The sequence below is a fragment of the Pseudomonas sp. NPDC089734 genome, assembly GCF_044748865.1.
Classification (GTDB): Bacteria; Pseudomonadota; Gammaproteobacteria; order Pseudomonadales; family Pseudomonadaceae; genus Aquipseudomonas.
Map to the genome: position 1 here is coordinate 75,026 of NZ_JBIVGV010000004.1, position 23,646 is coordinate 98,671.

The 23,646-nt window shown below is 59.8% G+C and carries 23 protein-coding genes; 13 read left to right on the top strand and 10 right to left on the bottom strand.

The window, feature by feature from the left end:
- Positions 1–13 precede the first annotated feature (13 nt).
- A complete protein-coding gene (locus ACIPY9_RS06930) occupies positions 14–1,162 on the bottom strand; it encodes an aldose epimerase family protein (protein ID WP_400698522.1) in 1,149 nt (382 codons plus the stop codon).
- A gap of 210 nt (positions 1,163–1,372) precedes the next feature.
- Here ACIPY9_RS06930 and ACIPY9_RS06935 point away from each other — a divergent pair, with 210 nt between their 5' ends.
- The 8 genes from ACIPY9_RS06935 to ACIPY9_RS06970 all read left to right on the top strand — a co-directional run bounded on the left by ACIPY9_RS06935 (position 1,373) and on the right by ACIPY9_RS06970 (position 10,950).
- The gene (locus tag ACIPY9_RS06935) at positions 1,373–2,245 is read left to right on the top strand and encodes an SMP-30/gluconolactonase/LRE family protein (RefSeq protein WP_400698525.1); all 873 of its coding nucleotides are present in this window, start codon (positions 1,373–1,375) and stop codon (positions 2,243–2,245) included.
- Positions 2,246–2,274: 29 nt separating this feature from the next.
- A complete protein-coding gene (locus ACIPY9_RS06940; protein WP_400698527.1) occupies positions 2,275–3,093 on the top strand; it encodes an SDR family oxidoreductase in 819 nt (272 codons plus the stop codon).
- Positions 3,094–3,215: 122 nt separating this feature from the next.
- Positions 3,216–4,220 (top strand): substrate-binding domain-containing protein, encoded by a 1,005-nt coding sequence (locus ACIPY9_RS06945; protein WP_400698530.1) that lies wholly within the window; start codon positions 3,216–3,218, stop codon positions 4,218–4,220.
- Between the two features lie 53 nt (positions 4,221–4,273).
- On the top strand, positions 4,274–5,800 hold the full coding sequence (gene araG, locus ACIPY9_RS06950; RefSeq protein ID WP_400698532.1) for an L-arabinose ABC transporter ATP-binding protein AraG: 1,527 nt from the start codon (positions 4,274–4,276) through the stop codon (positions 5,798–5,800).
- A gap of 41 nt (positions 5,801–5,841) precedes the next feature.
- The gene (gene araH, locus ACIPY9_RS06955; protein WP_025260057.1) at positions 5,842–6,807 is read left to right on the top strand and encodes an L-arabinose ABC transporter permease AraH; all 966 of its coding nucleotides are present in this window, start codon (positions 5,842–5,844) and stop codon (positions 6,805–6,807) included.
- Positions 6,808–6,959: 152 nt separating this feature from the next.
- Positions 6,960–7,478 (top strand): sigma-70 family RNA polymerase sigma factor, encoded by a 519-nt coding sequence (locus tag ACIPY9_RS06960; RefSeq protein ID WP_400698537.1) that lies wholly within the window; start codon positions 6,960–6,962, stop codon positions 7,476–7,478.
- Positions 7,475–8,449, top strand: a complete 975-nt coding sequence (locus tag ACIPY9_RS06965) for a FecR domain-containing protein (RefSeq protein ID WP_400698540.1) — start codon at positions 7,475–7,477, stop codon at positions 8,447–8,449. The genes ACIPY9_RS06960 and ACIPY9_RS06965 overlap by 4 nt, the downstream gene beginning before the upstream one ends.
- 65 nt (positions 8,450–8,514) lie before the next feature.
- Entirely contained in the window at positions 8,515–10,950 is a 2,436-nt protein-coding gene (locus ACIPY9_RS06970; RefSeq protein WP_400698543.1) for a TonB-dependent receptor, read from the top strand.
- Between the two features lie 67 nt (positions 10,951–11,017).
- On the opposite strand, the gene ACIPY9_RS06975 is transcribed toward ACIPY9_RS06970, so the two are convergent.
- From ACIPY9_RS06975 to ACIPY9_RS06995, 5 genes are all read right to left on the bottom strand, one after another.
- Positions 11,018–11,464, bottom strand: a complete 447-nt coding sequence (locus ACIPY9_RS06975; protein WP_400698546.1) for a helix-turn-helix domain-containing protein — start codon at positions 11,462–11,464, stop codon at positions 11,018–11,020.
- A gap of 269 nt (positions 11,465–11,733) precedes the next feature.
- Positions 11,734–12,345: a membrane integrity-associated transporter subunit PqiC gene (locus tag ACIPY9_RS06980; RefSeq protein WP_400698548.1), complete on the bottom strand. Its 612-nt coding sequence runs from the start codon at positions 12,343–12,345 to the stop codon at positions 11,734–11,736.
- Positions 12,342–14,018 (bottom strand): intermembrane transport protein PqiB, encoded by a 1,677-nt coding sequence (locus ACIPY9_RS06985; RefSeq protein WP_400698550.1) that lies wholly within the window; start codon positions 14,016–14,018, stop codon positions 12,342–12,344. The genes ACIPY9_RS06980 and ACIPY9_RS06985 overlap by 4 nt, the downstream gene beginning before the upstream one ends.
- A complete protein-coding gene (locus ACIPY9_RS06990; RefSeq protein ID WP_400698553.1) occupies positions 14,011–14,625 on the bottom strand; it encodes a paraquat-inducible protein A in 615 nt (204 codons plus the stop codon). The genes ACIPY9_RS06985 and ACIPY9_RS06990 overlap by 8 nt, the downstream gene beginning before the upstream one ends.
- Positions 14,622–15,233, bottom strand: a complete 612-nt coding sequence (locus ACIPY9_RS06995; RefSeq protein WP_400698556.1) for a paraquat-inducible protein A — start codon at positions 15,231–15,233, stop codon at positions 14,622–14,624. Before ACIPY9_RS06995 ends, ACIPY9_RS06990 begins: the two co-directional genes overlap by 4 nt.
- A 380-nt stretch (positions 15,234–15,613) precedes the next feature.
- On the opposite strand from ACIPY9_RS06995, the gene ACIPY9_RS07000 reads away from it, so the two are divergent.
- Positions 15,614–15,964 carry an SPOR domain-containing protein gene (locus tag ACIPY9_RS07000; RefSeq protein ID WP_400698559.1) on the top strand — a complete coding sequence of 117 codons (351 nt, stop codon included), beginning with the start codon at positions 15,614–15,616 and terminating at the stop codon, positions 15,962–15,964.
- A gap of 47 nt (positions 15,965–16,011) precedes the next feature.
- Here the strand turns inward: ACIPY9_RS07000 and ACIPY9_RS07005 are convergent, their stop codons facing one another.
- On the bottom strand, positions 16,012–16,329 hold the full coding sequence (locus ACIPY9_RS07005; protein WP_400698561.1) for a YqjD family protein: 318 nt from the start codon (positions 16,327–16,329) through the stop codon (positions 16,012–16,014).
- A gap of 182 nt (positions 16,330–16,511) precedes the next feature.
- Here ACIPY9_RS07005 and ACIPY9_RS07010 point away from each other — a divergent pair, with 182 nt between their 5' ends.
- Positions 16,512–16,766, top strand: coding sequence for a hypothetical protein (locus ACIPY9_RS07010; RefSeq protein WP_400698563.1), 255 nt, complete (start codon positions 16,512–16,514; stop codon positions 16,764–16,766).
- A 2-nt stretch (positions 16,767–16,768) separates the two neighbouring features.
- On the opposite strand, the gene ACIPY9_RS07015 is transcribed toward ACIPY9_RS07010, so the two are convergent.
- Positions 16,769–17,674, bottom strand: coding sequence for a LysR substrate-binding domain-containing protein (locus ACIPY9_RS07015; RefSeq protein ID WP_400698566.1), 906 nt, complete (start codon positions 17,672–17,674; stop codon positions 16,769–16,771).
- An 84-nt stretch (positions 17,675–17,758) separates the two neighbouring features.
- On the opposite strand from ACIPY9_RS07015, the gene ACIPY9_RS07020 reads away from it, so the two are divergent.
- Positions 17,759–18,685 (top strand): carbon-nitrogen hydrolase family protein, encoded by a 927-nt coding sequence (locus ACIPY9_RS07020; protein ID WP_400698568.1) that lies wholly within the window; start codon positions 17,759–17,761, stop codon positions 18,683–18,685.
- 4 nt (positions 18,686–18,689) lie between these two features.
- On the opposite strand, the gene ACIPY9_RS07025 is transcribed toward ACIPY9_RS07020, so the two are convergent.
- A complete protein-coding gene (locus ACIPY9_RS07025; protein ID WP_400698571.1) occupies positions 18,690–19,169 on the bottom strand; it encodes an LEA type 2 family protein in 480 nt (159 codons plus the stop codon).
- Positions 19,170–19,337: 168 nt separating this feature from the next.
- On the opposite strand from ACIPY9_RS07025, the gene ACIPY9_RS07030 reads away from it, so the two are divergent.
- Together ACIPY9_RS07030 and ACIPY9_RS07035 are read left to right on the top strand one after the other, a co-directional pair.
- Positions 19,338–20,543, top strand: coding sequence for an acetyl-CoA C-acyltransferase (locus tag ACIPY9_RS07030; protein WP_400698574.1), 1,206 nt, complete (start codon positions 19,338–19,340; stop codon positions 20,541–20,543).
- Between the two features lie 99 nt (positions 20,544–20,642).
- The gene (locus ACIPY9_RS07035) at positions 20,643–21,416 is read left to right on the top strand and encodes an enoyl-CoA hydratase (protein ID WP_400698576.1); all 774 of its coding nucleotides are present in this window, start codon (positions 20,643–20,645) and stop codon (positions 21,414–21,416) included.
- Here ACIPY9_RS07035 and tssI read toward each other — a convergent pair.
- Entirely contained in the window at positions 21,403–23,352 is a 1,950-nt protein-coding gene (gene tssI / locus ACIPY9_RS07040) for a type VI secretion system tip protein TssI/VgrG (protein ID WP_400698579.1), read from the bottom strand. The two genes, ACIPY9_RS07035 and tssI, sit on opposite strands and share 14 nt — an antisense overlap.
- Between the last annotated feature and the right edge of the window lie 294 nt (positions 23,353–23,646).

Genomic DNA, 23,646 nt, shown 5'->3' on the forward strand with positions numbered 1-23,646 from the left:
GCGACAGAACGTCTCAATCGTTGAGGAACTTGAATACCGTGGTCTGGGTGTAGGCCTTGCCCGGATCCAGCCGCGTGGCGGGGAATGCCGGTTGATTGGGGGCGTCCGGGTAGTGCTGGGTTTCCAGCGTGAACGCACCCCAGTGCGGGTAGACCTTGCCGTCCTTGCCATGGATGCTGCCGTCCAGGAAGTTGCCGGTGTACAGCTGCACGCCGGGTTCGGTCGTGAACAGTTGCAGACGTCGTCCCGACTGCGGATCGCTGACTTCAGCGGCGAGTTTCTTGACGTCGCCCTTGGTGTCCAGAACCCAGTTGAAGTCAAAGCCGCCCTGTTTGGCTTCTGCGTATTGGAGTTGCTGATGGTCGTCCCTGATATGCTTGCCAAAGGCCGTGGGCTTGAGAAAGTCCATGGGCGTGCCAGCCACCGGGGCCAGTTCACCTGTCGGGATCAGCTTGTCGTTGACCGGCGTGTAATGCGAGGCGTGCAGGGTGGCCACCTGCTGGAGGATATCGCCGTTGCCGGCCCCGGCCAGATTGAAATAGCTGTGGTTGGTCAGGTTCAGCACCGTGGGTTTGTCGGTGCTGGCGTGGTAATCGATCTTCAGTTCGTTCTGATCGTTCAGGCGATAGGTGACTTCGGTCAGCAGGGCGCCGGGAAAGCCCATTTCGCCATCCGGTGACAGGTAGCTCAGTTTCACACCGACCCAGCCATCGCCCTGGACGCTTCTGGCTTTCCAGATACGCTTGTCGAAACCCTGGTTGCCGCCATGCAGGGCGTTGGTCTTGTCGTTGAGCGGGACGCGGTACGTCTTGCCGTCCAGGGTAAAGGCACCGCCCGCCAGACGATTGCCGAAACGCCCGATGGTTGCGCCGAAATAGACGGTGCCGTTGTTCTGATAGCCCTGTACATCATCGAACCCGAGTACCACATCTTCGACCTTGCCGTTTTTGTCCGGCACCTTGAGCGACTGCAAGGTCGCGCCATAGGTGATGATGCTGGCCTGCAGGCCGTGGCTGTTGTGCAGGGTGTATTTCTCGATGGTGGTGCCATCGGACAATCGGCCGAAGGTGCCGCGTTCGCTGGACAGGGTGGCGGCTTGTGCGCTCAGGGTGGCGATCATCAGAGACAGTCCGAGAGTATTGAGAAGAGCGTGACGGTTCATCGGTTCTACTCACTTTTATTGTTGTTGTGAAAGGTGATGGTAGCTAAACGCCTTGTCGGTTTTTGCCGGGAAACAGCAAATTGGTCAGACTATTTGATCGGTTTTAATCCGATGCAAGGATTTATAGTCGATAAAAAGTCACTTGAAAAATAAATCGTAATACTATTTAGTGGGTGCAGTTCCTAAGAAAAATAAAAAAGGACACCGTTCATGCAATGGCAGCCGCTATCCGAACACCGCTTCAAATTGGCTGAAGGCCCGTTCTGGGAGCCTGAGCAGCAAGCTCTGTACTGGGTCGATATTGCCGAGCGCCGGGCCTGTCGACTGGTCGAAGGGCAATACAGCCAGTGGCGTCTGCCTGAGCCGGTGTCGGCCTTCATTCCCACCGACAAAGGCGATGCGCTGGTAACGCTGGCCAGCGGTGTCTATCGCCTGGACCTCACGTCGGACAAGACCTCCATTTCCCTTCTGTGCGTGGCCGACCCCGTGGCGGGCAACCGCGCCAACGAATCACGCTGCGATGCCCTGGGCCGCCTGTGGCTGGGCAGCATGCAGAACAACCTGGATGACGAGGGCGGCGACCTGCCGCTGGTGCGTCGTTCCGGTGGCCTGTTTCGAGTGGACCCTGATACCCGCGTCACGCCTCTGCTGGAGGGGCAGGGCATCGTCAACACCCTGCTGTGGAATGCGCAAGGCACGGTGCTGTACAGCGCCGACACCCTCGACGGCGTCATCTATCAATACCCGATTCTGGCCGATGGCAGTCTGGGGGCGCGGAATGTATGGGCGGCTGAACACCCCCGTGGGGTTCCGGACGGCTCGGCCATGGACGCCGAGGGCTATGTCTGGAATGCGCGCTGGGGCGGCGGCTGCCTGATCCGCTTCGCGCCCGATGGCAGCGTTGACCGGATTGTCGATCTGCCTGTCAGCCATCCCACCAGTTGCGTATTCGGCGGGCCCGATCTGGCTACGCTCTATGTCACCAGCGCGGCCCCGGCCGATGCCCACGGCCGTTTCGACGGTGCGCTACTCAAGGGCGAGGTCGGTGTCAGCGGGCAGCCCTGTCGACGTTTCGCGGGCTGAATCTTTCATTGCATCCAGGAGAGTTGAACATGGCGATACCGTTATCGTTGCCCCCGGTTCCCGAACCGGTTCGTGGTGAGCGTCTCAAAGGCAAGGTGGTACTGGTGACCGGTGCGGCACAAGGGATTGGCGAGGCCATCGTGGCCTGTTTTCAGGCGCAGCAGGCCAGGTTGATCATCAGTGACGTGCAAGGCGAAAAGGTCGAGCAGGTGGCAGCGAAGTGGAGGGGGCAAGGGGCCGAGGTCCATGCCCTGAAGGTCGATGTCACGCAACAGGATCACTGGCGAAACATGGTCGATCTGGCCATCGAGCACTTCGGGCGGGTCGATGTGTTGATCAATTGCGCCGGGGTCAATGTGTTCCGCGACCCGCTGGAAATGAGCGACGAAGACTGGAAGCGCTGCTTTGCCATCGACCTGGACGGTGCGTGGTACGGCTGCCGCAGCGTTCTGCCGAAGATGCTCGAACAGGGCGCGGGCAACATCATCAATATCGCCTCGACCCATTCGAGCAACATCATTCCCGGCTGCTTCCCTTATCCGGTCGCCAAGCATGGTCTGCTGGGGCTGACGCGGGCGCTGGGGATCGAGTACGCGCCCAAGGGCATCCGGGTCAATGCGATTGCGCCCGGTTACATCGAAACCCAGCTCAATGTCGATTACTGGAATGGCTTCGATGACCCGCAGGCCGAGCGTCAGCGTGCCTTTGATCTGCACCCGCCCAAGCGCATTGGCCAGCCCATCGAAGTGGCGATGACGGCCCTGTTTCTGGCCACGGACGAAGCACCCTTCATCAATGCCAGTTGCATCATGATCGATGGCGGGCGCTCGGTGCTTTATCACGAGTGACACTCGGTTACATTGCCGGCGCCGGCGATATGGTATGACTATTTGGCTGGTTTCCGGCTTTGAACCTGAAACAGCCACCTTGCTGGACGCTGTAGCTATTCAATAACAATAAGGAGTTAGCTATGTTGAGTCGTCACGGGATCCGTTCCCTCTGCTGTGCCGCTGTCACCACTGCCATGCTTGGCATGAGTGGCATCACGACCGCCGCCGAAGAAGTGAAAATCGGCTTTCTGGTCAAACAACCCGAAGAACCCTGGTTCCAGACCGAATGGGCCTTTGCCGACAAGGCGGGCAAGGAGCACGGCTTCACGGTGCTCAAGATTGCCGTGCCCGATGGCGAAAAGACGCTTGCGGCCATCGACAGCCTGGCGGCCAACGGTGCCAAGGGTTTCGTCATCTGCCCGCCTGACGTGTCCCTGGGCCCGGCCATCGTGGCCAAGGCCAAGGCGCTCGGGCTGAAGGTCATGGCGGTGGACGATCGTTTCGTCGATGCCAAGGGCAACTTCATGGAGGACGTACCGTATCTGGGCATGGCGGCCTTTGAGGTCGGCCAGAAACAGGGCGAAGCCATGGCAGCCGAAGCGAAGAAACGCAACTGGGACTGGAAAGAAACCTACGCCATCATCAATACCTACAACGAACTGGACACCGGCAAGAAACGTACGGACGGTTCGGTGGATGCGCTGAAAAAGGCCGGCCTGCCGGAAAGCCAGATTCTCTTCACTGCCCAGAAAACCCTGGATGTACCGGGCAGCATGGATGCCACCAACTCGGCGCTGCCGAAACTGCCAGGCAATGCCAAGAACCTGATCATTGGCGGCATGAACGACAACACCGTGCTGGGCGGGGTGCGTGCCACGGCCACCAACGGCTTCAAGGCGGCCAACGTGATCGGCATCGGCATCAACGGCACCGACGCCATCGACGAGCTGAAGAAAAAGGAAAGCGGTTTCTTCGGTTCGATGCTGCCCAGCCCGGACAAGGAAGGCTATGACACGGCTTACCAGATGTACAAATGGGTCACCACGGGCGAGGAACCACCCAAATACACCGCCATGGACGATGTCACTCTCATTACGCGGGCCAACTTCCAGGAAGTGCTGACCAAGATCGGCTTGTGGAAGTGAGTTCAAGGGGGCCTGACGCTCAGGCCCGCTTCGCGAGAGAGGAGGACGGATTCATGCAGCAGGCTATCGAACAACAGCCATCCACGGGCGGGGCCTTGCGTTTCAACGGCATCGGCAAGACCTTTCCGGGCGTCAAGGCGCTGTCGGACATCACGTTCCAGGCGCAAGCGGGTAGCGTCCATGCCTTGATGGGCGAGAACGGCGCGGGTAAATCCACGCTGTTGAAAATACTGGGCGGGTCCTATCAGCCCAACAGCGGCTCGTTGCAGATCGGCGAGCATACGCACCATTTCAAATGCACCGCAGAAAGCATCGCGGCCGGTGTCGCGGTGATCCATCAGGAGCTGCATCTGGTGCCGGAAATGACCGTCGCCGAGAACCTGTTGCTGGGGCACATGCCGAACCGACTGGGGATGATCAACCGCCGGGCCATGCTGCGTCAGGCCACGGAACTGCTCAAGGGGCTGGCGGATGAAATCGACCCCGGCATGCGCCTGGGGGATTTGTCCCTGGGGCTGCGGCAACTGGTGGAAATCGCCAAGGCCATGTCGCGCAATGCCCATGTCATTGCCTTCGACGAACCCACCAGCAGCCTGTCGGCACGGGAAATCGACCGTTTGATGGCGATCATCGCCCGGTTGCGGGATGAGGGCAGGGTGATTCTGTACGTCTCCCATCGCATGGAAGAAATCTTCCGTATCTGCGACGCCGTGACGGTGTTCAAGGACGGTCGCTTCGTGCGCACCTTCGAGAACATGCAGGAGCTGGATCACGACCGTCTGGTGACCTGTATGGTCGGGCGCGATATTCAGGACATCTACAACTATCGATCACGCGAACACCAGGGGCCGAGCCTGCGGGTCACCGGGCTGCTGGGACCGGGGCTTCAGGAGCCCGTCAGCTTTGCCGTGCAGAAAGGCGAAGTGCTGGGGTTCTTCGGGCTGGTGGGGGCCGGTCGCACCGAGTTGTTCCGCCTGTTGTCCGGGTTGACCCGCAGCAAGGCGGGTACGCTGCAACTGGACGGCAAGCCGCTGACTCTGAAGTCTCCGCGGGACGCCATCGCTGCGGGCATCCTGCTCTGCCCCGAGGACCGCAAGAAAGAAGGCATTGTGCCGCTTTCCAGCGTGGCCGAGAACGTCAATATCGGTGCCAGGCCCCGGCATGTCAGCCTGGGCTGCCTGCTTCAGGGACGCTGGGAGCGCGAGAACGCCGAGGCTCAGATTCAGGCGATGAACGTCAAGACGCCTTCTGCGGATCAGCAGATAGTCTTTCTCTCCGGCGGCAATCAGCAAAAGGCGATTCTCGGGCGCTGGCTGTCGATGCCCATGAAGGTCCTGCTGCTGGACGAACCCACCCGAGGCATCGACATCGGTGCCAAATCCGAGATTTACCAGATCATTCATAACCTGGCGGCACAGGGTATCGCCGTGATTGTGGTGTCCAGCGACCTGATGGAAGTCATGGGCATCGCCGACCGCATCCTGGTGATGAGCGAAGGTGCAATCACCGGCGAGCTCAACCGCGACGAAGCCAACGAGTCGCGACTCCTGCAACTGGCCTTGCCCCGTACACGCGGCTGAACCTTTGGTCTACGACCATGAACAATAAGAAAGAGGTGCGTATGTCTACCGAAACCAGCCTGCGGGCTCCGCGTCAGGGCGTGAATATGCGCCGCTTCCTCGATGAATGGGTCATGCTGCTGGCCGCGCTCGGCATTTTCATGCTGTGTGCGGTGTTCATCGATAACTTCCTCTCGCCGCTGAACATGCGGGGCCTGGGGCTGGCGATTTCCACCGTGGGCATTGCTGCCTGCACCATGCTCTATTGTCTGGCTTCCGGGCACTTCGACCTGTCGGTCGGTTCGGTGCTGGCCTGTGCCGGGGTGATTGCCGGGATCGTGATCCGCGACACCGACAGCGTGTTTCTGGGGGTAAGCGCGGCTCTGGCCATGGGCCTGCTGGTAGGGCTGATCAATGGCATCGTCATTGCCAAGCTGCGCATCAACGCCCTGATCACGACACTGGCGACCATGCAGATTGTCCGGGGGCTGGCGTATATCTTTTCCAACGGCAAGGCCGTGGGGGTCTCCAACGAAGACTTCTTCGTCTTTGGCAACGGCCAGTTCTACGGCGTACCGGTGCCGATCCTGATCACCATTGCCTGCTTCATCTTCTTTGGCTGGCTGCTCAACTACACCACCTATGGACGTAACACCATGGCCATCGGTGGCAATCAGGAAGCGGCCTTGCTGGCGGGTGTGCATGTCGACCGGACCAAGATCATCATCTTCGCCGTGCATGGCCTGATCGGCGCGCTGGCCGGGGTGGTGCTGGCTTCGCGCATGACTTCCGGGCAACCCATGATCGGCCAGGGGTTCGAGCTGACGGTCATCTCGGCCTGTGTCCTGGGCGGTGTGTCCTTGAGCGGCGGCATCGGCATGATTCGTCATGTGATTGCCGGCGTGCTGATTCTGGCGATCATCGAGAACGCCATGAACCTCAAGAACATCGACACCTTCTACCAGTACGTCATTCGCGGCACGATCCTGTTGCTGGCCGTGATCATCGACCGCCTGAAACGTCGCTAGTCCTCATTTTTTCGCGGATGAATCCGCTCCCACAGCCCTGTAGGAGCGAATTCATTCGCGAAAAAATCCACCTCTGCATAAAGAGGTTGGCGCGCTCAAACGAATTAAATAGAATGATTCTCATTTTAAGTCGCTTCATGGGTGGCCTTGGAATGAGTGATGCAGCAGGGCCATTGGGCGCGCAACCCGGCCTGGACAGTTTTTATCGCGATCACCGCAACTGGCTGGAAAGCTGGCTGCGTCGCCGTCTGGGTAACGCCTGGGATGCGGCCGATCTGAGCCAGGACACCTTTCTGCGGGTATTGGCCACCGAGCGTGAACCTCTGGCCAATCTGCGCGAACCGCGGGCCTATCTGGTGACCGTGGGCAAGCGCTTGTTGATCAATCATTACAAGCGCCGCAGTCTTGAACAGGCCTATCTGGCGGCTCTGGCGACACTGCCTGAAGAGGCCGTGCCGTCTCCCGAGCAGCGCTGGGTCCTGTTGCAGACCCTGCAGGCGCTGGATGAATTGCTCGATGACTTGCCGACGCCCGTGCGCCGTGCGTTTCTCTGGTCGCAGCTCGAGGGGATGGGGTATGCGCAGATCGCCCTGCGCCTGGACGTCTCCGAGCGTACCGTGAAGCGTTATATGGCGCAGGCGTATGAACATTGCCTGATGGCCGAGCTATGAGCGACATGGCGCGGGATGAACAGGCCCGGCAAGTAGCCCGTGCCGCTGCACACTGGCTGGCGTTGCTGGAGTCCGGCACCGCCAGCGCTCAGGAGCATGAGCAACTGCAACGCTGGCGTGAGCAATGCCCAAGCCATGAGCAGGTCTGGCAGCGAGCACAGGGGCTGCGTCAGCGTTTTACCGAATTGCCCCCCGAACTGGCCATGGCCAGCCTGGATCGGCACGACTCTAAACGAAGCGATTCCACACGCCGCGCCATCCTCAAGCGTGCACTGGTCATTGCCGCGCTGATCCCCACCGGCTGGATCGTCAGCCGCCAGACGCCCGTCATGGCCTGGCGAGCCGATCTGCATACGGCAACCGGCGAACGCAGGACGCTGCAATTGCCCGATGGCAGCCAGTTGCAACTCAATACCGCCAGCGCCGTCAATCTGGACTTCCTGGACGGCAAGCGACAGTTGTCGCTGATCGAAGGTGAAATCGCCTTGAGCATGGTCGGCAATGCGCCAGCCGTGACGATCAAGACCCGCATGGGGCAGATCGTCGCCAGTGGTGCCGAGCTGTGCGTGCGTCAGGATGAACGCCGTTGCCGGGTATCGGTTGCCAGAGGCAGTGCCGACCTGATATCGGATCAGGGCCAGACTCTGCGTCTCAAGGGCGGCGAGCGGGCCTCCCTGAGCGCTCAAGGCATCACGCCGGTGGAGCGTTTCGACGCGCAGCAACCGGATTGGCGTCAGGGCGTGCTGACCGTGGAGAACCGGCCGCTGGGCAGCTTCCTGGCCGAGCTGAGTCGTTACCGGCCCGGTATTCTGCGCTGGGAGCCCGAACTGGAGGCCTTGAAGGTCACGGGGTCCTTCCGGCTGGACAATACCGATCGCATCCTGGATCTGCTGGTGGCAAGCCTGCCTGTGCAGGTGCATTCGCGGACCCGCTACTGGATTACGCTGGGGCCGCGAAATATTTCGGCCTGACCCTGTCCCTTTTTTTGAGGTCGCTTGTCATTGCTCTCAAGTGAACACAAAAAGAGAGTGCTCCAATGCCCGTAGTTTTCTTTCGACGCTTGCGCCTGGCCCATTTCGGCATGGCTCCGTTGCTGCACATGAGTTGTCAGGCCAGCGTGCTGATAGGCCTGACTGCCGCGCCGGTATTCGTGACGTCGGTGCAGGCCGAGGAGTCTGTCCGGCGCAGCTACCAGATTCCGGCCGGTAGCCTGAGTGCCGTCCTGACCCGTTTTGCCGGGTTGGCCGGCGTAAGCCTTTCCGTGGACCCGGCACTGGTGGCCGGTCGTGACAGCAAGGGCCTGAATGGCGACTACCTGCCCGATGAAGGTTTTGCACTTCTGCTGCAGGGTTCCGGGCTGCAACTGCAACCGGTCGGGGATCAATCCTATACGCTGGTGCCAGCACCCACTGCCGAAAACGGCTCCTTGCTGCTGCCCAATACCTCCATCGATGGCAGTCGTCTGAACGGGCAGGGCGATGTGTACGCGGGCGGTCAGGTCACCCGTAGCGGGAATCAGGGCATGCTCGGTGACCGTGATTTCATGGAGACGCCGTTCAACCTGACGTCCTATACCAGCACGACCGTCAAGAACCAGCAGGCCCGAACCCTGGGCGATCTGGTAGCCACTGATCCTTCGGTACGCACCACCAACCCTGCAGGCGGACGTTTCGAGCAGTTCTCCATTCGTGGCTTCAGCCTGTTCAACAGTGATGTGTCGTTTGGCGGGTTGTATGGCGTATTGCCGACGTACTCCATCGACATGGAAATGGTCGAGCGTGTCGATATTCTCAAGGGGCCTGGCGCGTTGCTGGGCGGCATCGTGCCGCGCGGCAGCGTGGGCGGCAACATCAATATCGAGCCCAAGCGTGCCGGGAGCGAGCCCCTGACCGAATTCACCGGCAGCTTTGCCTCGGCCGGGCAATTTGGCGGGCATGTGGATATCGGCCGGCGCTTTGGCGATAACCAGCGCTTCGGTATTCGTTACAACGGTGTACGGCAATCGGGTGATACCGAATGGGATCATCAGAAAGTCGAGCGCGAGGCCTCGGTCGTCGGGCTGGACTGGCGTGAGGACCGCATGCGTCTGTCGCTGGATCTGGGAGAGCAGGAGCGTTATGCCGATGCCCCCATCGAGCGGGTCGAGGTCGCGGCAGGCATTGCCATGCCCAAGGCCAGTGACATTCGCCGCAATTTCGCACAACCCTGGACGTATTCTCATTCCAAGGACTCCTTCGGCGCGTTGCGTGGCGAGTTCGACCTGAGCGATTCGGTGATGGTCTATGCCGCGGCAGGTGCACGAAAGGGCAACTATGACTTCCTGCGCCATACCGTGCCGGTGAACACCAGCAGTGGCAATTTCACCGTGACCCCGCGCACGTTCCGGCGTGACGAAGAGGTCAAGACCTTCACGGTCGGTGCGCGCAGTTGGTTCAATACCGGGCCGGTGGGTCATACGCTGAACATCAGCCTCAATCGCTTCGACTTCGAGTTCGATAACGCCGGTGAGCGTTATCAGGCTCGCACCAGCAATCTCTACAACCCGGTGGTACTGCCATATCCGGGGGCTGCGACCCGTATCGACGCCTCGACCCACACCGAAAACCTGTTCACCAGCGTCGCCCTGGCCGATACCTTGAGTTTTCTTGACGATCGGATACTGCTGACTCTGGGTGCCCGTCTGCAACGGGTCGAGGTGGATAGCTATTCCAACGGAACCCTGGGGCAGCGCTACGACGAGCGCGCCACCTCACCGGCCATGGGGCTGGTGATCAAGGCCACCGACTCGATCTCGCTGTACGCCAACTACATGGAGGGCCTGAGTCAGGGGGAAACGGCTCCCAGCACGGCCACCAACAGCAATGAGGTCTTTGCGCCGTACAAGTCCAAACAGACGGAAGTCGGCGTGAAATATGACCATGGCACCTTTGGAACCAGTCTGAGCGTGTTCCGCATCGAGCAGCCGTCCTACATCACCGATGCCCAGGGCAGCTTCAAGCCCGATGGCGAGCTGCGCAACCAGGGCGTCGAACTGAACATGTTCGGCGAGCCGCTCAAGGATGTCCGCCTGCTGGGCGGGATCATGCTGCTCGACAGTGTGCAGACCAAGACCGCTCAAGGAGCGTTCGATGGCAACCGCGGCACCGGCTCGCCCGTGGCCAATGCCAACCTGGGCGTGGAATGGGACATCGACCGCCTGCCGGGTCTGACCCTGACGGCCCGCGCCATTCATACCGGTTCACAATATCTCGATGCCGCCAATAACCAGAAGATCGACGCGTGGGAGCGTTATGACCTGGGTGGGCGGTACGCTTTCAAGCTGGGCAGTAACCCGGTCACCCTGCGCGCTTCCGTGGAAAACGTTCTGGACAAAACCTACTGGGCATCGGCGGCCACCTCTTCGGACAGCGCAGCCGGTCTGACCCTGTCGACACCACGAACTTATCTGGTGTCTGCAACCGTAGGGTTCTGAGCCCGTCTGGCGACGATCAGTGCAATGCCGGCATGAGGCGGCATTGCCTTCTCGCCTGTGCAGAGGGTCAGGTCAGTTTCGAGGTCAGGTAGATCAGACGCACGCTGGCGATGGTAATGGCTTCGGCCTCGTTCTTGATGACTTCCAGCTGGGTTCTGACCGGAGGCGAGTCGTTGTTCTCGAGCAGTTTCGCCATCTGATAGACGTTCTGCGAGACTTCATGAAGGCTGGAGTGTAGACGCGATATGGTTCGCCCCAGATGATCGGGGTTATCGTGGCTGATGCTGGTGGTGGTTGTCAGGGGCGTGCGATCAGGGCTGAAACCGGTGACCACATACGCCACATCGATGCCGACATCCGAGATACGGGAAAGATAGTCGGCTCTGGGGGAGCGTATTCCGTTTTCATAGTTGCCCTGGGCATTGGTCTCGACGCCGCCAATGGCACCCAGTGCGCTTTGTGAAAGCTTGAGACGTACTCTTTCTCGTTTGAGGCGAGGGCCTATCCCTGTCATTCGTTTATCCTCAAGAAATTGCCTGCTGTAAATCCACGGCAGTACTTCAAAAAGTCAAAGGATCGAACAGGCAACCTGACAACGGCCAGTCAATTGACCGAAATAATGGAGTCAGTAAGACAGCAACATGTTCATATGGTTCGAATATAGGCAGGCTCTAAAGATACGCCAGGTACGTTTTGGAGTGTAAGAAAAATATTAAACTTTTTGATACGTTTTTATACGATCTGGACAGAAACCCCTCTGGAAAGGGGTTTTCCATCGATTCTTCAATGACAGCCCGAAGAGGGCGTCTGGACCCAGTTCTGTGCGGTGCCGGCAATGTTCTGCGCCAGTTTCGCGACCGCCTGTTGATGCGCCAGGATCAGGCCTTCCATACCGACCGCAGCCTGCTCGCGAATGATGCTGCTGCAGGTCAGGTTAAGACGCTGGTTGCCGCTTTTGCGCAGGCTCAGGCTCCAGACCACATCGATCAGCGCATATTGGCCGGGTACCGACTCGAAACGCCTCACATCCGTGCGCAACGACAGAAGCGGCTGGCTGCTGTCCTTTGGCAGGCCTGCGATGTCGCGGGTGCCGAAGCGGCGTTCCAGTTGCGCGGTCAAGGCATCGTGAAACTCGTCGCCCAGCGGCGAGCCCCAGCGTTCGGTATCCAGGATGGCCAGGCTGCCATCGCCCTGACGCACCACCAGCGGTGGCTGGTCCACCTGCACTGGCATCAGCACCGGCAGCATCTCGAACTGGAACGGTGCTGCCGAGGTGCTGGTCACGCTGTTGGTGTCCATCGGGGCGATCAGCGTGTAGTAACGGGTGACGGTCGATGAACAGGCCGTGATGCCCAGTGCAGCAGCCAATACCATCAGTTTCAGGCGCAAGGTCATTGTTTTGGCTCCAGGTCGATTGCACGGGACGAAGACGACGATTTGTAGGAACCCGGAGCCGCATCGCCGGTACGACCGCGAATGAGAGCTTCCGGATGGCGGCTGAGGAAATCGGTCAAGACACGTACCGAGCGGGCCGTGCGTTGCACTTCATCCATCGCCTGACTCAGTTGCTGACGGCCGGGAGAGTCTTCACTCAATGTATCGCTGGCATTGCTCAGGGTTTTTTCTGCCTGTTGCAGTGTCCCGCGCATTTGCGGCAATACGCTGCCGTTGACCTGTTTGAGGGTTTTCTGGAGTTCGCTCAGGCTGCCATTGAGGTTGCCGGCCAGTTCGTCGATCGGCACCTTGCTGAGCTTGTCGACAAAGGCCTGCAACTGTTCCTGCAGCTTGTCGAAGTTGCCGGGTACGGTCGGGATTTCCAGAGGCCTGGCCTTGGGATTGAAGGCCACCTTGGGAGCCTTGGGGTCGAACTCCATCGCAATGTACAACTGGCCTGTCAACAGGTTGCCGGTACGGGCCTGGGCCCGCAGCCCGTTATTGACGAACGCATTGAGGATGCGCGCCGATTGCTCGTCTTCGCTGCCGCGTCCGCCCAGCTGTCGCAGCTTGGATTCGGCTGCGCCCAATCGGTTGGGGTAGATGACCGCGCCGACAATGCTGGGGAAGGTGCCGGTTGCGGGGTCGTAATCGAGGTCCACCGAAACGACCTTGCCGATGTTCACGCCCAGGAAGTCAACGGGCGAATTGACGGCCAGCCCGCGCAGGGACTGATTGAAGCGCATGCGGATATAGCGGGGCTCTCCGTCCGGCGGTGCCAGTGCGGTAGCCTGATCGTCGAAGATCTTGAATTCGGCGTTTTCCTCGGCTGGCTTGGACTCCGGGCTCCAGTTCGGCTCACGGAAGGCGATACCGCCGGAAAGGATGGAGGTCAGCGACTGGGTGTTGATCTTCAATCCTGCCGTGCCCACCGTGACGTCCACACCGCTGGCATTCCAGAAGCGTGTGTCGGTGGTGATGAACTGATCGTTCGGGGAGTTGATGAAAATCTGGATGTCGACACCCTTGCCGTCCTTGGACAGTTCATAGGCCACCACCTGACCTACCTGGATGCGGCGATAGTAGACCGGCGAACCGATGTCCAGCGATCCGAGGTCGTCGGTGTGCAGGGTAAAGCGTCTGCCTCTTTCGCCGAAGGTGACCGGAGGCGGGGTTTCAAGCCCGGTGAAGCTGTTCTTGGTTTCCTGCGAGCTACCCGCGTCGGCCCCGATGAAGGCCCCCGACAGCAGGGTATCGACCCCCGATACGCCATGGGCACCGATACGCGGGCGCACGACCCAGAACTGGCTGTCGACACGGGTAAAGGGCGTGGCCGAGTTATTGAGGTCGACCGCTGCCAGCACGTGGGTGCGGTCCTCGCTCAGGGTGATGGACGTGACCATGCCGATCACCACGTTCTTGTACTTGACCTGTGTCTTGTTGGCTTCCAGGCCTTCGGCGGTCTGAAAACTGATGGTGATGCGCGGTCCCATGTTCATCCAGTCATGGAGCATCATGGACAGGCCCACAAGCCCGGCCAGGATCGGCACCAGCCAGATCAGGGATATGCGCATGCGACGACGTCTGACTTCCGGGGAAAGTAACGGCGAAGGGGGGGCGGTATTGTCAGACATCTTCAACCTCTGCATCCCAGATAAGCCGGGGATCGAAACTCATGGCGGCGAACATCGTCATCACCACTACCAGACCAAAAAACAGGATCCCGATCATGGGCTCGATGGTACTCAGTTCCCGGAACTGTACCAGCGACGCCACCAGGGCAACGACCAGCACATCGAGCATCGACCAATAACCGATCAACTCGATGAAGCGATAAAGGCGGGCGCGCTCGAGCATGGCCCAGCGACTGCGGCGCTGGCAGGTAATCAGCAGCATGCCCAGCACCAGGAATTTCACGCAGGGGACCACCACACTGGCAATGAAGATCAACAGGGCAATGTCCCAGGAGCCGCTTTTGAAGAACTCGATCACGCCGCTCATGATGGTGTTCTGGCTGCTGTTGCCCAGCATGGTGGTGTACATCACCGGCAACACATTGGCCGGAATGTAGAAGATCAGGCCCGCAATCAGGAAGGCCCAGGTCCGGGCAATGCTGTCGGGTTTGCGCCGGTGCACGGGAGAGTCGCAGCGCGGGCATTGAGTGGCGTCTTCCTGACAGGCGTAGCCACAGGTGTGGCACAGGCACAGGTTTCGCTCGTGGGCAAAGGGGATGCCATTCATCCGGGCTGGACTCCCAGTTCGTCCCACAGGCGCCTGATGTCCTTGTTGGCAATCAGCAGAATCAGCACCATCAGCATCGCCATGGCCCACAGCCCCAGACCCGGGTGAACATCGAGCATGCCCGACAGCTTGATGATGGCGACCAGAATCCCGAGCATGCAGACCTCCAGCATGCTCCAGGGGCGCAGATGTTCCAGCGCCCGCATGCAGGTCTTGAAGCCGGGAGCGATGAGACCGTTGTGGGCATGCAGCAGCAGCCAGAACAGCAGTGTGATCTGCAGCAGTGGTGCGAAGATGATCGAAAGGCCCGCGACCAGCGCGATCAGTGTGATGCGCCCCTGGGCAAGGGCTTCCACCGATTGCCATAGCGTCACTTCGTTGGTCAGGCCTTTCATGCTGATGCTGATGACCGGGAAGAAATTGGCGAACATGAACAGCACGGCAGCGGCGACCGTCAGGGCCAGCAACTGCTCGATGGTCAGGCGATGCCCGCGTCCCAGCAGTGCCTGACAACGCCGACAATGTGCCGCTTCACCCGGTTTCAGAAGCCGGGCTTCATACAGCGAATCGCAGTGTTCGCAGATGATCAGATCCGATCGGGATTTCATGGGGTGCGCTGTGGTCATCGATGCATTGATGCAGAATATTCAGGGTTGAAAAAGCGAGGCACAGGAAGATACCTCGTTAATGGCATTACGGCATGTTTTTCTGCATGAAAAGGAATGATTGATGGACCACGGAGGCCGATTGTCGTTCGACGATCGCTGCACTATTTGTTGATGGCCACTGAGTGGTGTCGGTACGTGGTCTGGAGAAACATTTCATTACATGATGGCGAAAGTCATCAAGCCCCATGCCTGACAGGTCTCGTAGCGCTGAAGGCGGTGGTTGTTTCCGGTCAATGGGCATGCGTCACCTCGACACAGCGACTCAATCGTCAGGGCAGCAATGCTAGACTCGCGCCACTTCAGACAAGGAGCAAACTTACGTGCGCAAGACGGTAATGATCATGGCAGTGCTGGCACTGGCCGGATGCGATGCAGGAAACTCCCAGCCACCCGCCCGTGAAAAGGCACAGCCAGCCGCTCAGGCGCCAGCGGTGTCGGCACCGCAGTGGTTCATCCAGATGAACTCCCGAGAAGCGGTCAGCGATATCAGTGCCTGGCTGCTCGAGCGCGGTTATGCGCCGGTTGTCGTAACGATTGAGGGTAAGCAGCAGTTGTTGATCGGTCCTTATCAGGACCAGGCACAGGCCGAAGAGCAACTGACTGGACTGAAGGCCAAGGTTGCCAAGTCCCATCGTTTTGCCGAGCCGGGTATCATCCAGCGCAATCCGTAACGGGGTGGTGAGTGCGATCGGTTGTCGCCGATCGCACTCGAAAGGCCTCAGCGACGTCCCAGCAACAAGCCCACCACCAGACCGAATCCGGCCGAAATGGCCACCGTCTGCCAGGGGTGTCCGCCGATATAGGTTTCGGTCGCCTCGACCACAGGTTTGGTGCGTTCACGCACGCTGGATACCGAATCCAGTGCCTGCCTCAGCTTCAGGCTCAATTGTTCCCGTAATGTCTCCGCTTCGTCTCCCACCAGCGCAGCGCTGTCCTTGAGCAGCTTGTCCGATTCCTCGATCAATGCCTGCAACTCGCTGAATGCCTGATCCTTGATCTGGTCGGCCGTGTTTTGCGCAGCGTTTTTACGAGCCATGGTGTTTTCCTTTCAGTTGATGGCAGTAGTGGTCAATGGAGTCTTGAGTCCTGAAGAAAGTTGCAACTGTTTGTAGGGAATGAGGCCGTTTCATGACGAAGCTTCCTGCGGTGCCAGCGGCAGTTTTCGGGCGATGGGTGTAAGATGCAGCCGTTTTTAGTCGTAGGTAGTAGGTGAGCACTATGAGTTTCAATCTGGCCAACCGGTCTCTTCCCGAACGTGCAGCCATTGAAGACGAAAAATCCCGTTTGTTCGAGCTCTGGCAGGCCAATCTGGGCAAGGCCAAGGGCGAAGCGGCCCGCTTGATGGGCGAGCGGGCCAAGCGCAAGGGTAAATGGTCGGAGTGGGTACGCTCCGAGCTGGATGGCATGAGCCCGCCCGAATACGCCAACATGGTGCGCAGTGAAGTGAACCGGCTGATGGCGGCGGCCAAGTAATTTCAGAATAGCCCGATGATGGCTTCGCGCACGGCATCGACGGCAGGATCGGGCGGGGCGCTGGTGCGCCAGCCCAGTTCTATCGGGTAGCGAGGCATCGGAAGCGGGCAGGGCAAGAGTGTCAGACCGGTCAGCTGCGCAATGGCTTGCGCTGCATGCGTCGGGATCGTGGACAGCGCCCGGGTGTCCTTGAGCAGGTAAGGCAAGGCCGCAAAATGGGTGGTCGATGCGCATACCCGACGGCTCAGTCCCAGACTGGCCAGCCCTTCATCGACCATGCCGATGAGGCCGGCGGATGAAATCAATATCTGCTCGCGCTCGATGAACTCCTCAATGTCGAGTGTCGTCTGGCCCGGTCGCAGGCTCGACGGCTCCAGGAGGCATGAATAGCTCCCTTCACCCAATACCCGCCGTGTCAGCAGGCGATTGGCAAAGCCGCCGGACGTAATGGCCAGATCAAGGTGGCGTTCAAGCAAGGCCGTCGCAACGATCTGGCTGTGGGTCTGACGAAAGATCAGTCGCAGCCCCGGGGCTCGAACCCGGACCTCGGCCATGAGGCGTCTGCCCAGGGCCATTTCAAAGTCGTCCGATAACCCCACCACCACCGAGCGACCTTCATGGTTACCGGTCGCAGGGTTGACCATGGCCAGGCTCTGTCGGCATTTGTTCAACGCCTCGGAAATCACCGGCTTGAGCTGATCGGCCCGCAGCGTGGGGGCCAGGCCGCGTCCGGTACGGACGAACAATGCATCGCCATACACCTCTCGCAGACGCCGCAAGGCGGCGCTGATGGCTGATTGTGTGACCCCCAGGCGCAAGGCCGCACGGCTGGCGCTGGACTCATCATGCAGAGCCTCGAAAACCTTGAGCAGGTTGAGGTCGACGGCATCGATATTCATTGTATTCATATCATTCAGCACTGAAGTGGGCTTTATTCATGTTGGGCGGCCGTTCGACAATTGGCAACCTCTACAGACCGAAGGAGTTTCGCCATGTCCAGATCCATCGTCGCCGCCTTGCAGATTGGCTCATTGCCCGGCGGAAAGGCTGACACCCTCGAGCAGATCCTGTCCTATGAGCAGGCCATCATCGATTCCGGTGCCCGTGTCGTGGTCATGCCCGAAGCGCTGCTGGGGGGCTATCCCAAGGGGGAGACCTTCGGCACGCAACTGGGTTATCGCCTGCCGCAAGGTCGCGAGGCGTTTGCCCGGTATTTCGAGAACGCCATCGATGTGCCGGGTGATGAGACCCGTGTGCTGGCACAGCTGTCGGCGCGTACCGGTGCAAGCCTGGTGCTGGGTGTGATCGAGCGCAGCGGCAGCAGCCTGTATTGCACGGTGCTGCTGTTCGAGCCTGAAGGCGGGCTGGTCGGCAAGCACCGCAAGTTGATGCCGACCGGCACCGAGCGGCTGATCTGGGGGAAAGGCGATGGTTCGACCCTGCCAGTGATCGAAACCGAAGCCGGACGCCTGGGGACGGCTGTCTGTTGGGAAAACCACATGCCGCTGCTGCGCACGGCGATGTATGCCAAGGGGGTGCAGATATGGTGTGCGCCCACGGTGGACGAGCGGGACATCTGGCAATGTTCGATGCGTCATATTGCCCATGAAGGCCGTTTGTTCGTGATCAGTGCCTGTCAGGTTCAGGCTTCGCCACAGGCCCTTGGGGTCGAGGTGGCCAACTGGCCTGCCGAGCGTCCGCTCATCAACGGTGGCAGTGTGATTGTCGGCCCCATGGGCGATGTGCTGGCCGGGCCGCTGCTGGGCGAAAGCGGGTTGCTGGTGGCTGAAATCGACGTCGATGAGCTGGTCAAGGCCCGCTATGACTTCGACGTGGTAGGGCACTACTCGCGTCCGGATGTCTTTGAGCTGGTGGTCGATGAGCGGTCGCGTCCGGGCGTGCGATTCATCACCGAGTGAGGGGTTACCAGTCGCCGGCTGTCGCCTGCGGCAGACTCAATGTGCCGCTGTCACTGAAACGCACCGTGCCCAATACGCCGCCTGCCAGTTTACCGCGCAGGGTGTAGGGCACGTTGTCCAGGCGTTGTGTCTGCGTCAGTCCGACGGCCTGACGCAAGGCTGAAAAGGCCGAAACGCTGACCGGGACAACCAGTACCGTTTCGGAAAAACGGCCAATGGAGCCCTGCTGGTCGCTGACGCCGGACGCCAATAGCTTGCCGTTCACGTCCAGGTCCAGTGCGACGCCGTTGTAGTCGATGGCGGTTTCATTGGGGTTTTGCAGGCGCAGTTTGACGGCCATCCGCATTTCCAGTCCCTGGCCGGGCAAGGGGTCGATGCCGACGACGTTGATATTGACCGGGTCTCGGTGGGAAAACAGCGCGCAGGCGCTCAGTGTCAGTGCCATAAGGGCGGTGAACAGGGTGCGAGTCATGCGTGACGTCATTCGGGGCCTCCGGGAAGGCAGGGCGCAATACTCTGTCAGACCGCACGTCCGCCCAGAGATTCGCTGCATGCCAGCCCGATGATTTGCCTGATTTGACCTTTGTCTCGAAATGCCCACAAGCCGATGATTTCTGCTATTCCAATAACAACAGCATTCGAGAGATCTGCCATGTCCATTGAAAAGACAAGCCATCATCACGACCCGGTCGTCATCGTCAGTGCCGCACGTACGCCCATGGGCGGCTTTCAGGGGGACTTGAAAAGCCTCACCGCGCCGCAATTGGGCTCCATTGCCATTCGTGCCACGGTCGAGCGGGCCGGTATTGCCGCGCAGGACATTGAAGAGGTCCTGTTCGGCTGTGTATTGCCTGCCGGGCTTGGGCAGGCTCCGGCCCGGCAGGCCGCACTGGGAGCCGGACTGTCCGTCTCGACGCTGTGCACCACGGTCAACAAGATGTGTGGCTCGGGCATGCAGACGGTCATTCAGGCTCACGATGCGCTATTGACCGGCAGTGTCAGCGTGGTCATCGCCGGTGGCATGGAAAGCATGTCCAACGCCCCTTATCTGCTAGATCGTGCCCGCGGTGGTTATCGCATGGGGCATGGCCGGGTGCTGGACCATATGTTTTTCGATGGCCTGGAGGATGCTTATGAGCCCGGTCGCCTGATGGGCACGTATGCCGAGGAGTGTGCTCAGTCCAACGGTTTCAGCCGTGAGGCTCAGGACGCCTTTGCCATTGCTTCCCTGACGCGGGCTCAGGAGGCCATCGCCGAGGGTCATTTCGCGGCCGAGATCGTTCCGGTTCGGGTCACGGTCGGCAAGGAGCAGCGCGAGATCGTTCATGACGAGCAGCCGCCCAAGGCGCGCCTGGAAAAGATCCCGACCCTCAAGCCTGCCTTTCGCGAAGACGGCACGGTGACTGCTGCCAACTCCAGTTCGATTTCCGACGGGGCGGCCGCGCTGCTGCTGATGCGTCAGTCCGAGGCCTTGCGTCACGGTCTGGCGCCGCTGGCCATGATTCATGCCCATGCTGCATTCGCCGACGAACCGGGGCTGTTTCCGGTTGCGCCGGTGGGGGCGATTGCCCGGTTGCTGAGCAAGACCGGTTGGTCCGTGGACGATGTGGATCTGTTCGAGATCAATGAGGCGTTTGCCGTCGTGCCGCTGGTGGCCATGAGCCGTCTCGAACTTCCTCATGAAAAGGTCAACATCAGTGGTGGAGCCTGCGCTCTGGGGCATCCGGTGGGGGCGTCCGGAGCGCGAATCATTGTGACGCTGCTGGCGGCACTGCAGCGTAAACAGCTCAAGCGGGGCGTGGCGGCCATCTGTATCGGCGGTGGTGAAGCGACAGCTGTTTCAATAGAGGTTTTTTAGGGTATTTCCTTTAAAAACAATTATTTAGTATGTGTTTTTAATCTTGAATATCTGATAAATCACTTTAGCTTTGTATTTTACAAAAAGAGATATTTATCAATGGTTTACGAGACAATTCTAAAAGAGATCAAAAGTAAGGTCGGTCTGGTGACCTTCAACCGTCCTCAGGCACTCAACGCCTTGAACGCCCGGTTGATCGACGAGTTGAATCACGTATTGGACGAGTTTGAAAGCAATCGGGACATCGGCTGTATCGTGCTGACAGGTTCCCACAAGGCGTTTGCGGCCGGAGCCGATATCAAGGAAATGGCCGGGCTGGATTACCCCGGAATTTACCTCGATGACCTGTTTGCCGAAAGCGATCGGGTGGCTGCGCGACGCAAGCCGATGATCGCAGCGGTGGCGGGATTCGCTCTGGGGGGCGGCTGTGAGCTGGCGCTGATGTGCGATTTTATCCTTGCAGCTGAAAACGCTCGATTCGGTCAGCCCGAGATCAATCTGGGCGTGCTGCCCGGCATGGGCGGCACGCAGCGCCTGACCCGTGCCGTCGGCAAGGCCAAGGCCATGGAAATGTGCCTGACCGGGCGCCTGATGGATGCCCGTGAGGCTGAGAGTGCCGGGCTTGTGGCGCGAGTCCTGCCGGTTGAGCAATTGCTTGACGAAGCGTTGGCCGTGGCTGCCGTCATCGCCGCGAAATCGCTGCCGGTGGCGATGATGGTCAAGGAGAGCGTCAACCGTGCCTTTGAGGTCAGCCTGGCCGAAGGGGTGCGTTTCGAGCGCCGGGTTTTCCATTCGGTCTTTGCCAGCGAAGACCAGAAAGAGGGCATGCAGGCCTTCATTGAAAAACGGACAGCCTGTTTCAAAGACCGTTGAGGATGAATGCCTGGCGTTGCTGCTCGGTCCAGTTCTGCTGAAAGTACTCCATCAGGGTGATGCATTTGCCGGGGTGTATCAGGCACAGGGTATGTGGCGTTTTATTGTAGTGCGCCGCGAGTTGCTGCAATTGTTCCTGGCTCAGGCCCAGATAGCCTTGTGCATCGGTCTTGCCTTCATACAGAAAGTGCTTTGTTTCAAGACGGGCCAGGGTTTCCAGGCCAGGCTGGAGCATGCGGACGATGTACCAGGTGCGATGGGCCAGTGGTGCGCCCTGAAGTCCCGGTTTTTGTGTCAGGCGCAGGTCGGGGATCGCTGGCGGCGGACTGTCTCGTTGAAAAGATGACGAAGCTTTCATGGCCTGAGGGCCGGTGATTGCAATCGCCTGGCCGGTGATCTGCAATGCACCTTGCTCGCCGTGCAGGGTCAGGTCCTGTCGAGTGTCGATACGCAATTGCTGACCCGTGCCCAGATGAATCCGGCCCGAATCATGAGGCCAGGGCGTACCGTCAAGGTGGATGCGGGTATCGCTGTCCATGTCGTCGGCTTGCAGCAGGCCGCAGATCACCGGTCGATCGGGGTCGCCGTCCAGATGACTGACCACGACCCGTGTACCGGCCCGGGCTTCATGGAGATCCGCTTCGTCGGTGCGGGCAATGCGTGCCAGGGGCCAGCGTTGTGTGAAAGGGGATGATGTCGGGACCTTTTGCCAGTCAAGGCGAATGGGCCGCCGACCTTGCTCATCGGTCCGGGGATGCTCCATCAGTGTGGCGCTGTGATAACCGCTGACCAGGGGCCTGGTGCGCTTGAGCGCAGGCCGGAAGGCCATGGACCAGGCAATGACGCCAAACGCATTGCGATAGCCATGATCGAATGCCTCCAGACCTGACACCTCTGGCCATGTCTTGGCCGGCACTGGCTTCAGGCCGCTCATGATCGTGGCAATCTCGTGGGGGTCAAAGCCTTCCAGAAGGTGAGGCTGCCTGCCGGCATGCTGTACTTGGGTCAGCAGCCATTGATCGTTGAACGATGACTCCGGGTGATCGAGCACCTGTATGATCCGGCCGCTGCAGAAGGCGGGCTGGTTGCTGTTCCCCAGCGTCTTTCTTCGTTCGCAGCGCAGTCGCTCCAGTCGCCGGGTGCTTCGCTGTCGGTGAAAGGCTTCTTCGTGGGTGTGCGGGCGCGACGTGGCGGCCTTGTCGAAAACCTGATGGCTGCCGTGATCGTTCTGGCCTTCGTCAGCCGAGGACAGGTCGAGTGTTGTCGCACTTTCCCGGCGATGGATCTGGCTGCTGTAGCCCGGATGGATCGACAGGCATTCCCCCAGGTAGTGAATGGCGGGCTCAAGACTGTCGACTGCCTTGAAATGCACGGGCATCCGTTGCTCCGGGAAACTGGCCGAGTCATCGGAAAACACCAGCAGATGACGGCTCGGACTGTGCTCGAAGCGAAAGTGAATGCCTTCCTCTTCGCACAGCCGTTGCAGCAGGTGTAAATCGCTTTCGTCGTACTGCACGCACATGTCGCGCTTCGGATACAGGCCTATTGTCTGCTCGAAGCGGTAAGCGTCTTTCCCGATGCCGTGCTCCTCGAGGAGCCGGGCAATCAGCCGTGGCACGTTCACGTCATGGTGAACGCGACGCTGCCGACATTTGCCCAGTGTCTGCAAGCGTGGCATCAGGCTGATCCGGTAATGGCTCAGGCTGATGCCTGCATACTTTCGGCTGGCGTGGCCGATCTGGCCATGCACACCCTCTTGCAGTGTGCCGAAACTCAGAAAGGCATCACGGTTCAACAGGCTGGCGAAATCCAGGTCTGGATCACGGCTGATAAGGTCGATGTCGAAACGATAGACTTCGTTCAGGGCGTCCTGCCCGGTGAAGCTGATGACATGCAGATCCATCTGGCAGTCGGCAATTGCCAGGGACATTGGCATTGGCTGGTCTTCGCACATTCGCGGGCTCTCTCACCATGAAAATCAGGTTGCGAAGGGTACGAAATGCAAAGGCCCAAGGGCATCGTTGCAGGTTTTTTCGGAAAAGGACTACAAGACAAGGGGGGATCAAGGCGGTTGTCAGCGTGGATTTCAGCAGCTTCAGGTGGTGCCATTCCGTCCGTGATCGTATCTTCAGGGGTTTCATCTGACGCCATCGCGTATAAAATGCGCGCGGCGCTACAGGCGCGTCATTATCGGTAACCATTTTTCAGCGCTTTGCCATTACTGCGGTCT

Excerpts from the sequence above, each read along its gene's own strand:
- ACIPY9_RS06930 (WP_400698522.1), bottom strand. The coding sequence starts at position 1,162 with ATGAACCGTCACGCTCTTCTCAATACTCTCGGACTGTCTCTGATGATC.
- ACIPY9_RS06935 (WP_400698525.1), top strand. The coding sequence starts at position 1,373 with ATGCAATGGCAGCCGCTATCCGAACACCGCTTCAAATTGGCTGAAGGC.
- ACIPY9_RS06940 (WP_400698527.1), top strand. The coding sequence starts at position 2,275 with ATGGCGATACCGTTATCGTTGCCCCCGGTTCCCGAACCGGTTCGTGGT.
- ACIPY9_RS06945 (WP_400698530.1), top strand. The coding sequence starts at position 3,216 with ATGTTGAGTCGTCACGGGATCCGTTCCCTCTGCTGTGCCGCTGTCACC.
- araG (WP_400698532.1), top strand. The coding sequence starts at position 4,274 with ATGCAGCAGGCTATCGAACAACAGCCATCCACGGGCGGGGCCTTGCGT.
- araH (WP_025260057.1), top strand. The coding sequence starts at position 5,842 with ATGTCTACCGAAACCAGCCTGCGGGCTCCGCGTCAGGGCGTGAATATG.
- ACIPY9_RS06960 (WP_400698537.1), top strand. The coding sequence starts at position 6,960 with ATGAGTGATGCAGCAGGGCCATTGGGCGCGCAACCCGGCCTGGACAGT.
- ACIPY9_RS06965 (WP_400698540.1), top strand. The coding sequence starts at position 7,475 with ATGAGCGACATGGCGCGGGATGAACAGGCCCGGCAAGTAGCCCGTGCC.
- ACIPY9_RS06970 (WP_400698543.1), top strand. The coding sequence starts at position 8,515 with ATGCCCGTAGTTTTCTTTCGACGCTTGCGCCTGGCCCATTTCGGCATG.
- ACIPY9_RS06975 (WP_400698546.1), bottom strand. The coding sequence starts at position 11,464 with ATGACAGGGATAGGCCCTCGCCTCAAACGAGAAAGAGTACGTCTCAAG.
- ACIPY9_RS06980 (WP_400698548.1), bottom strand. The coding sequence starts at position 12,345 with ATGACCTTGCGCCTGAAACTGATGGTATTGGCTGCTGCACTGGGCATC.
- ACIPY9_RS06985 (WP_400698550.1), bottom strand. The coding sequence starts at position 14,018 with ATGTCTGACAATACCGCCCCCCCTTCGCCGTTACTTTCCCCGGAAGTC.
- ACIPY9_RS06990 (WP_400698553.1), bottom strand. The coding sequence starts at position 14,625 with ATGAATGGCATCCCCTTTGCCCACGAGCGAAACCTGTGCCTGTGCCAC.
- ACIPY9_RS06995 (WP_400698556.1), bottom strand. The coding sequence starts at position 15,233 with ATGAAATCCCGATCGGATCTGATCATCTGCGAACACTGCGATTCGCTG.
- ACIPY9_RS07005 (WP_400698561.1), bottom strand. The coding sequence starts at position 16,329 with ATGGCTCGTAAAAACGCTGCGCAAAACACGGCCGACCAGATCAAGGAT.
- ACIPY9_RS07010 (WP_400698563.1), top strand. The coding sequence starts at position 16,512 with ATGAGTTTCAATCTGGCCAACCGGTCTCTTCCCGAACGTGCAGCCATT.
- ACIPY9_RS07015 (WP_400698566.1), bottom strand. The coding sequence starts at position 17,674 with ATGAATACAATGAATATCGATGCCGTCGACCTCAACCTGCTCAAGGTT.
- ACIPY9_RS07020 (WP_400698568.1), top strand. The coding sequence starts at position 17,759 with ATGTCCAGATCCATCGTCGCCGCCTTGCAGATTGGCTCATTGCCCGGC.
- ACIPY9_RS07025 (WP_400698571.1), bottom strand. The coding sequence starts at position 19,169 with ATGACGTCACGCATGACTCGCACCCTGTTCACCGCCCTTATGGCACTG.
- ACIPY9_RS07030 (WP_400698574.1), top strand. The coding sequence starts at position 19,338 with ATGTCCATTGAAAAGACAAGCCATCATCACGACCCGGTCGTCATCGTC.
- ACIPY9_RS07035 (WP_400698576.1), top strand. The coding sequence starts at position 20,643 with ATGGTTTACGAGACAATTCTAAAAGAGATCAAAAGTAAGGTCGGTCTG.
- tssI (WP_400698579.1), bottom strand. The coding sequence starts at position 23,352 with ATGCCAATGTCCCTGGCAATTGCCGACTGCCAGATGGATCTGCATGTC.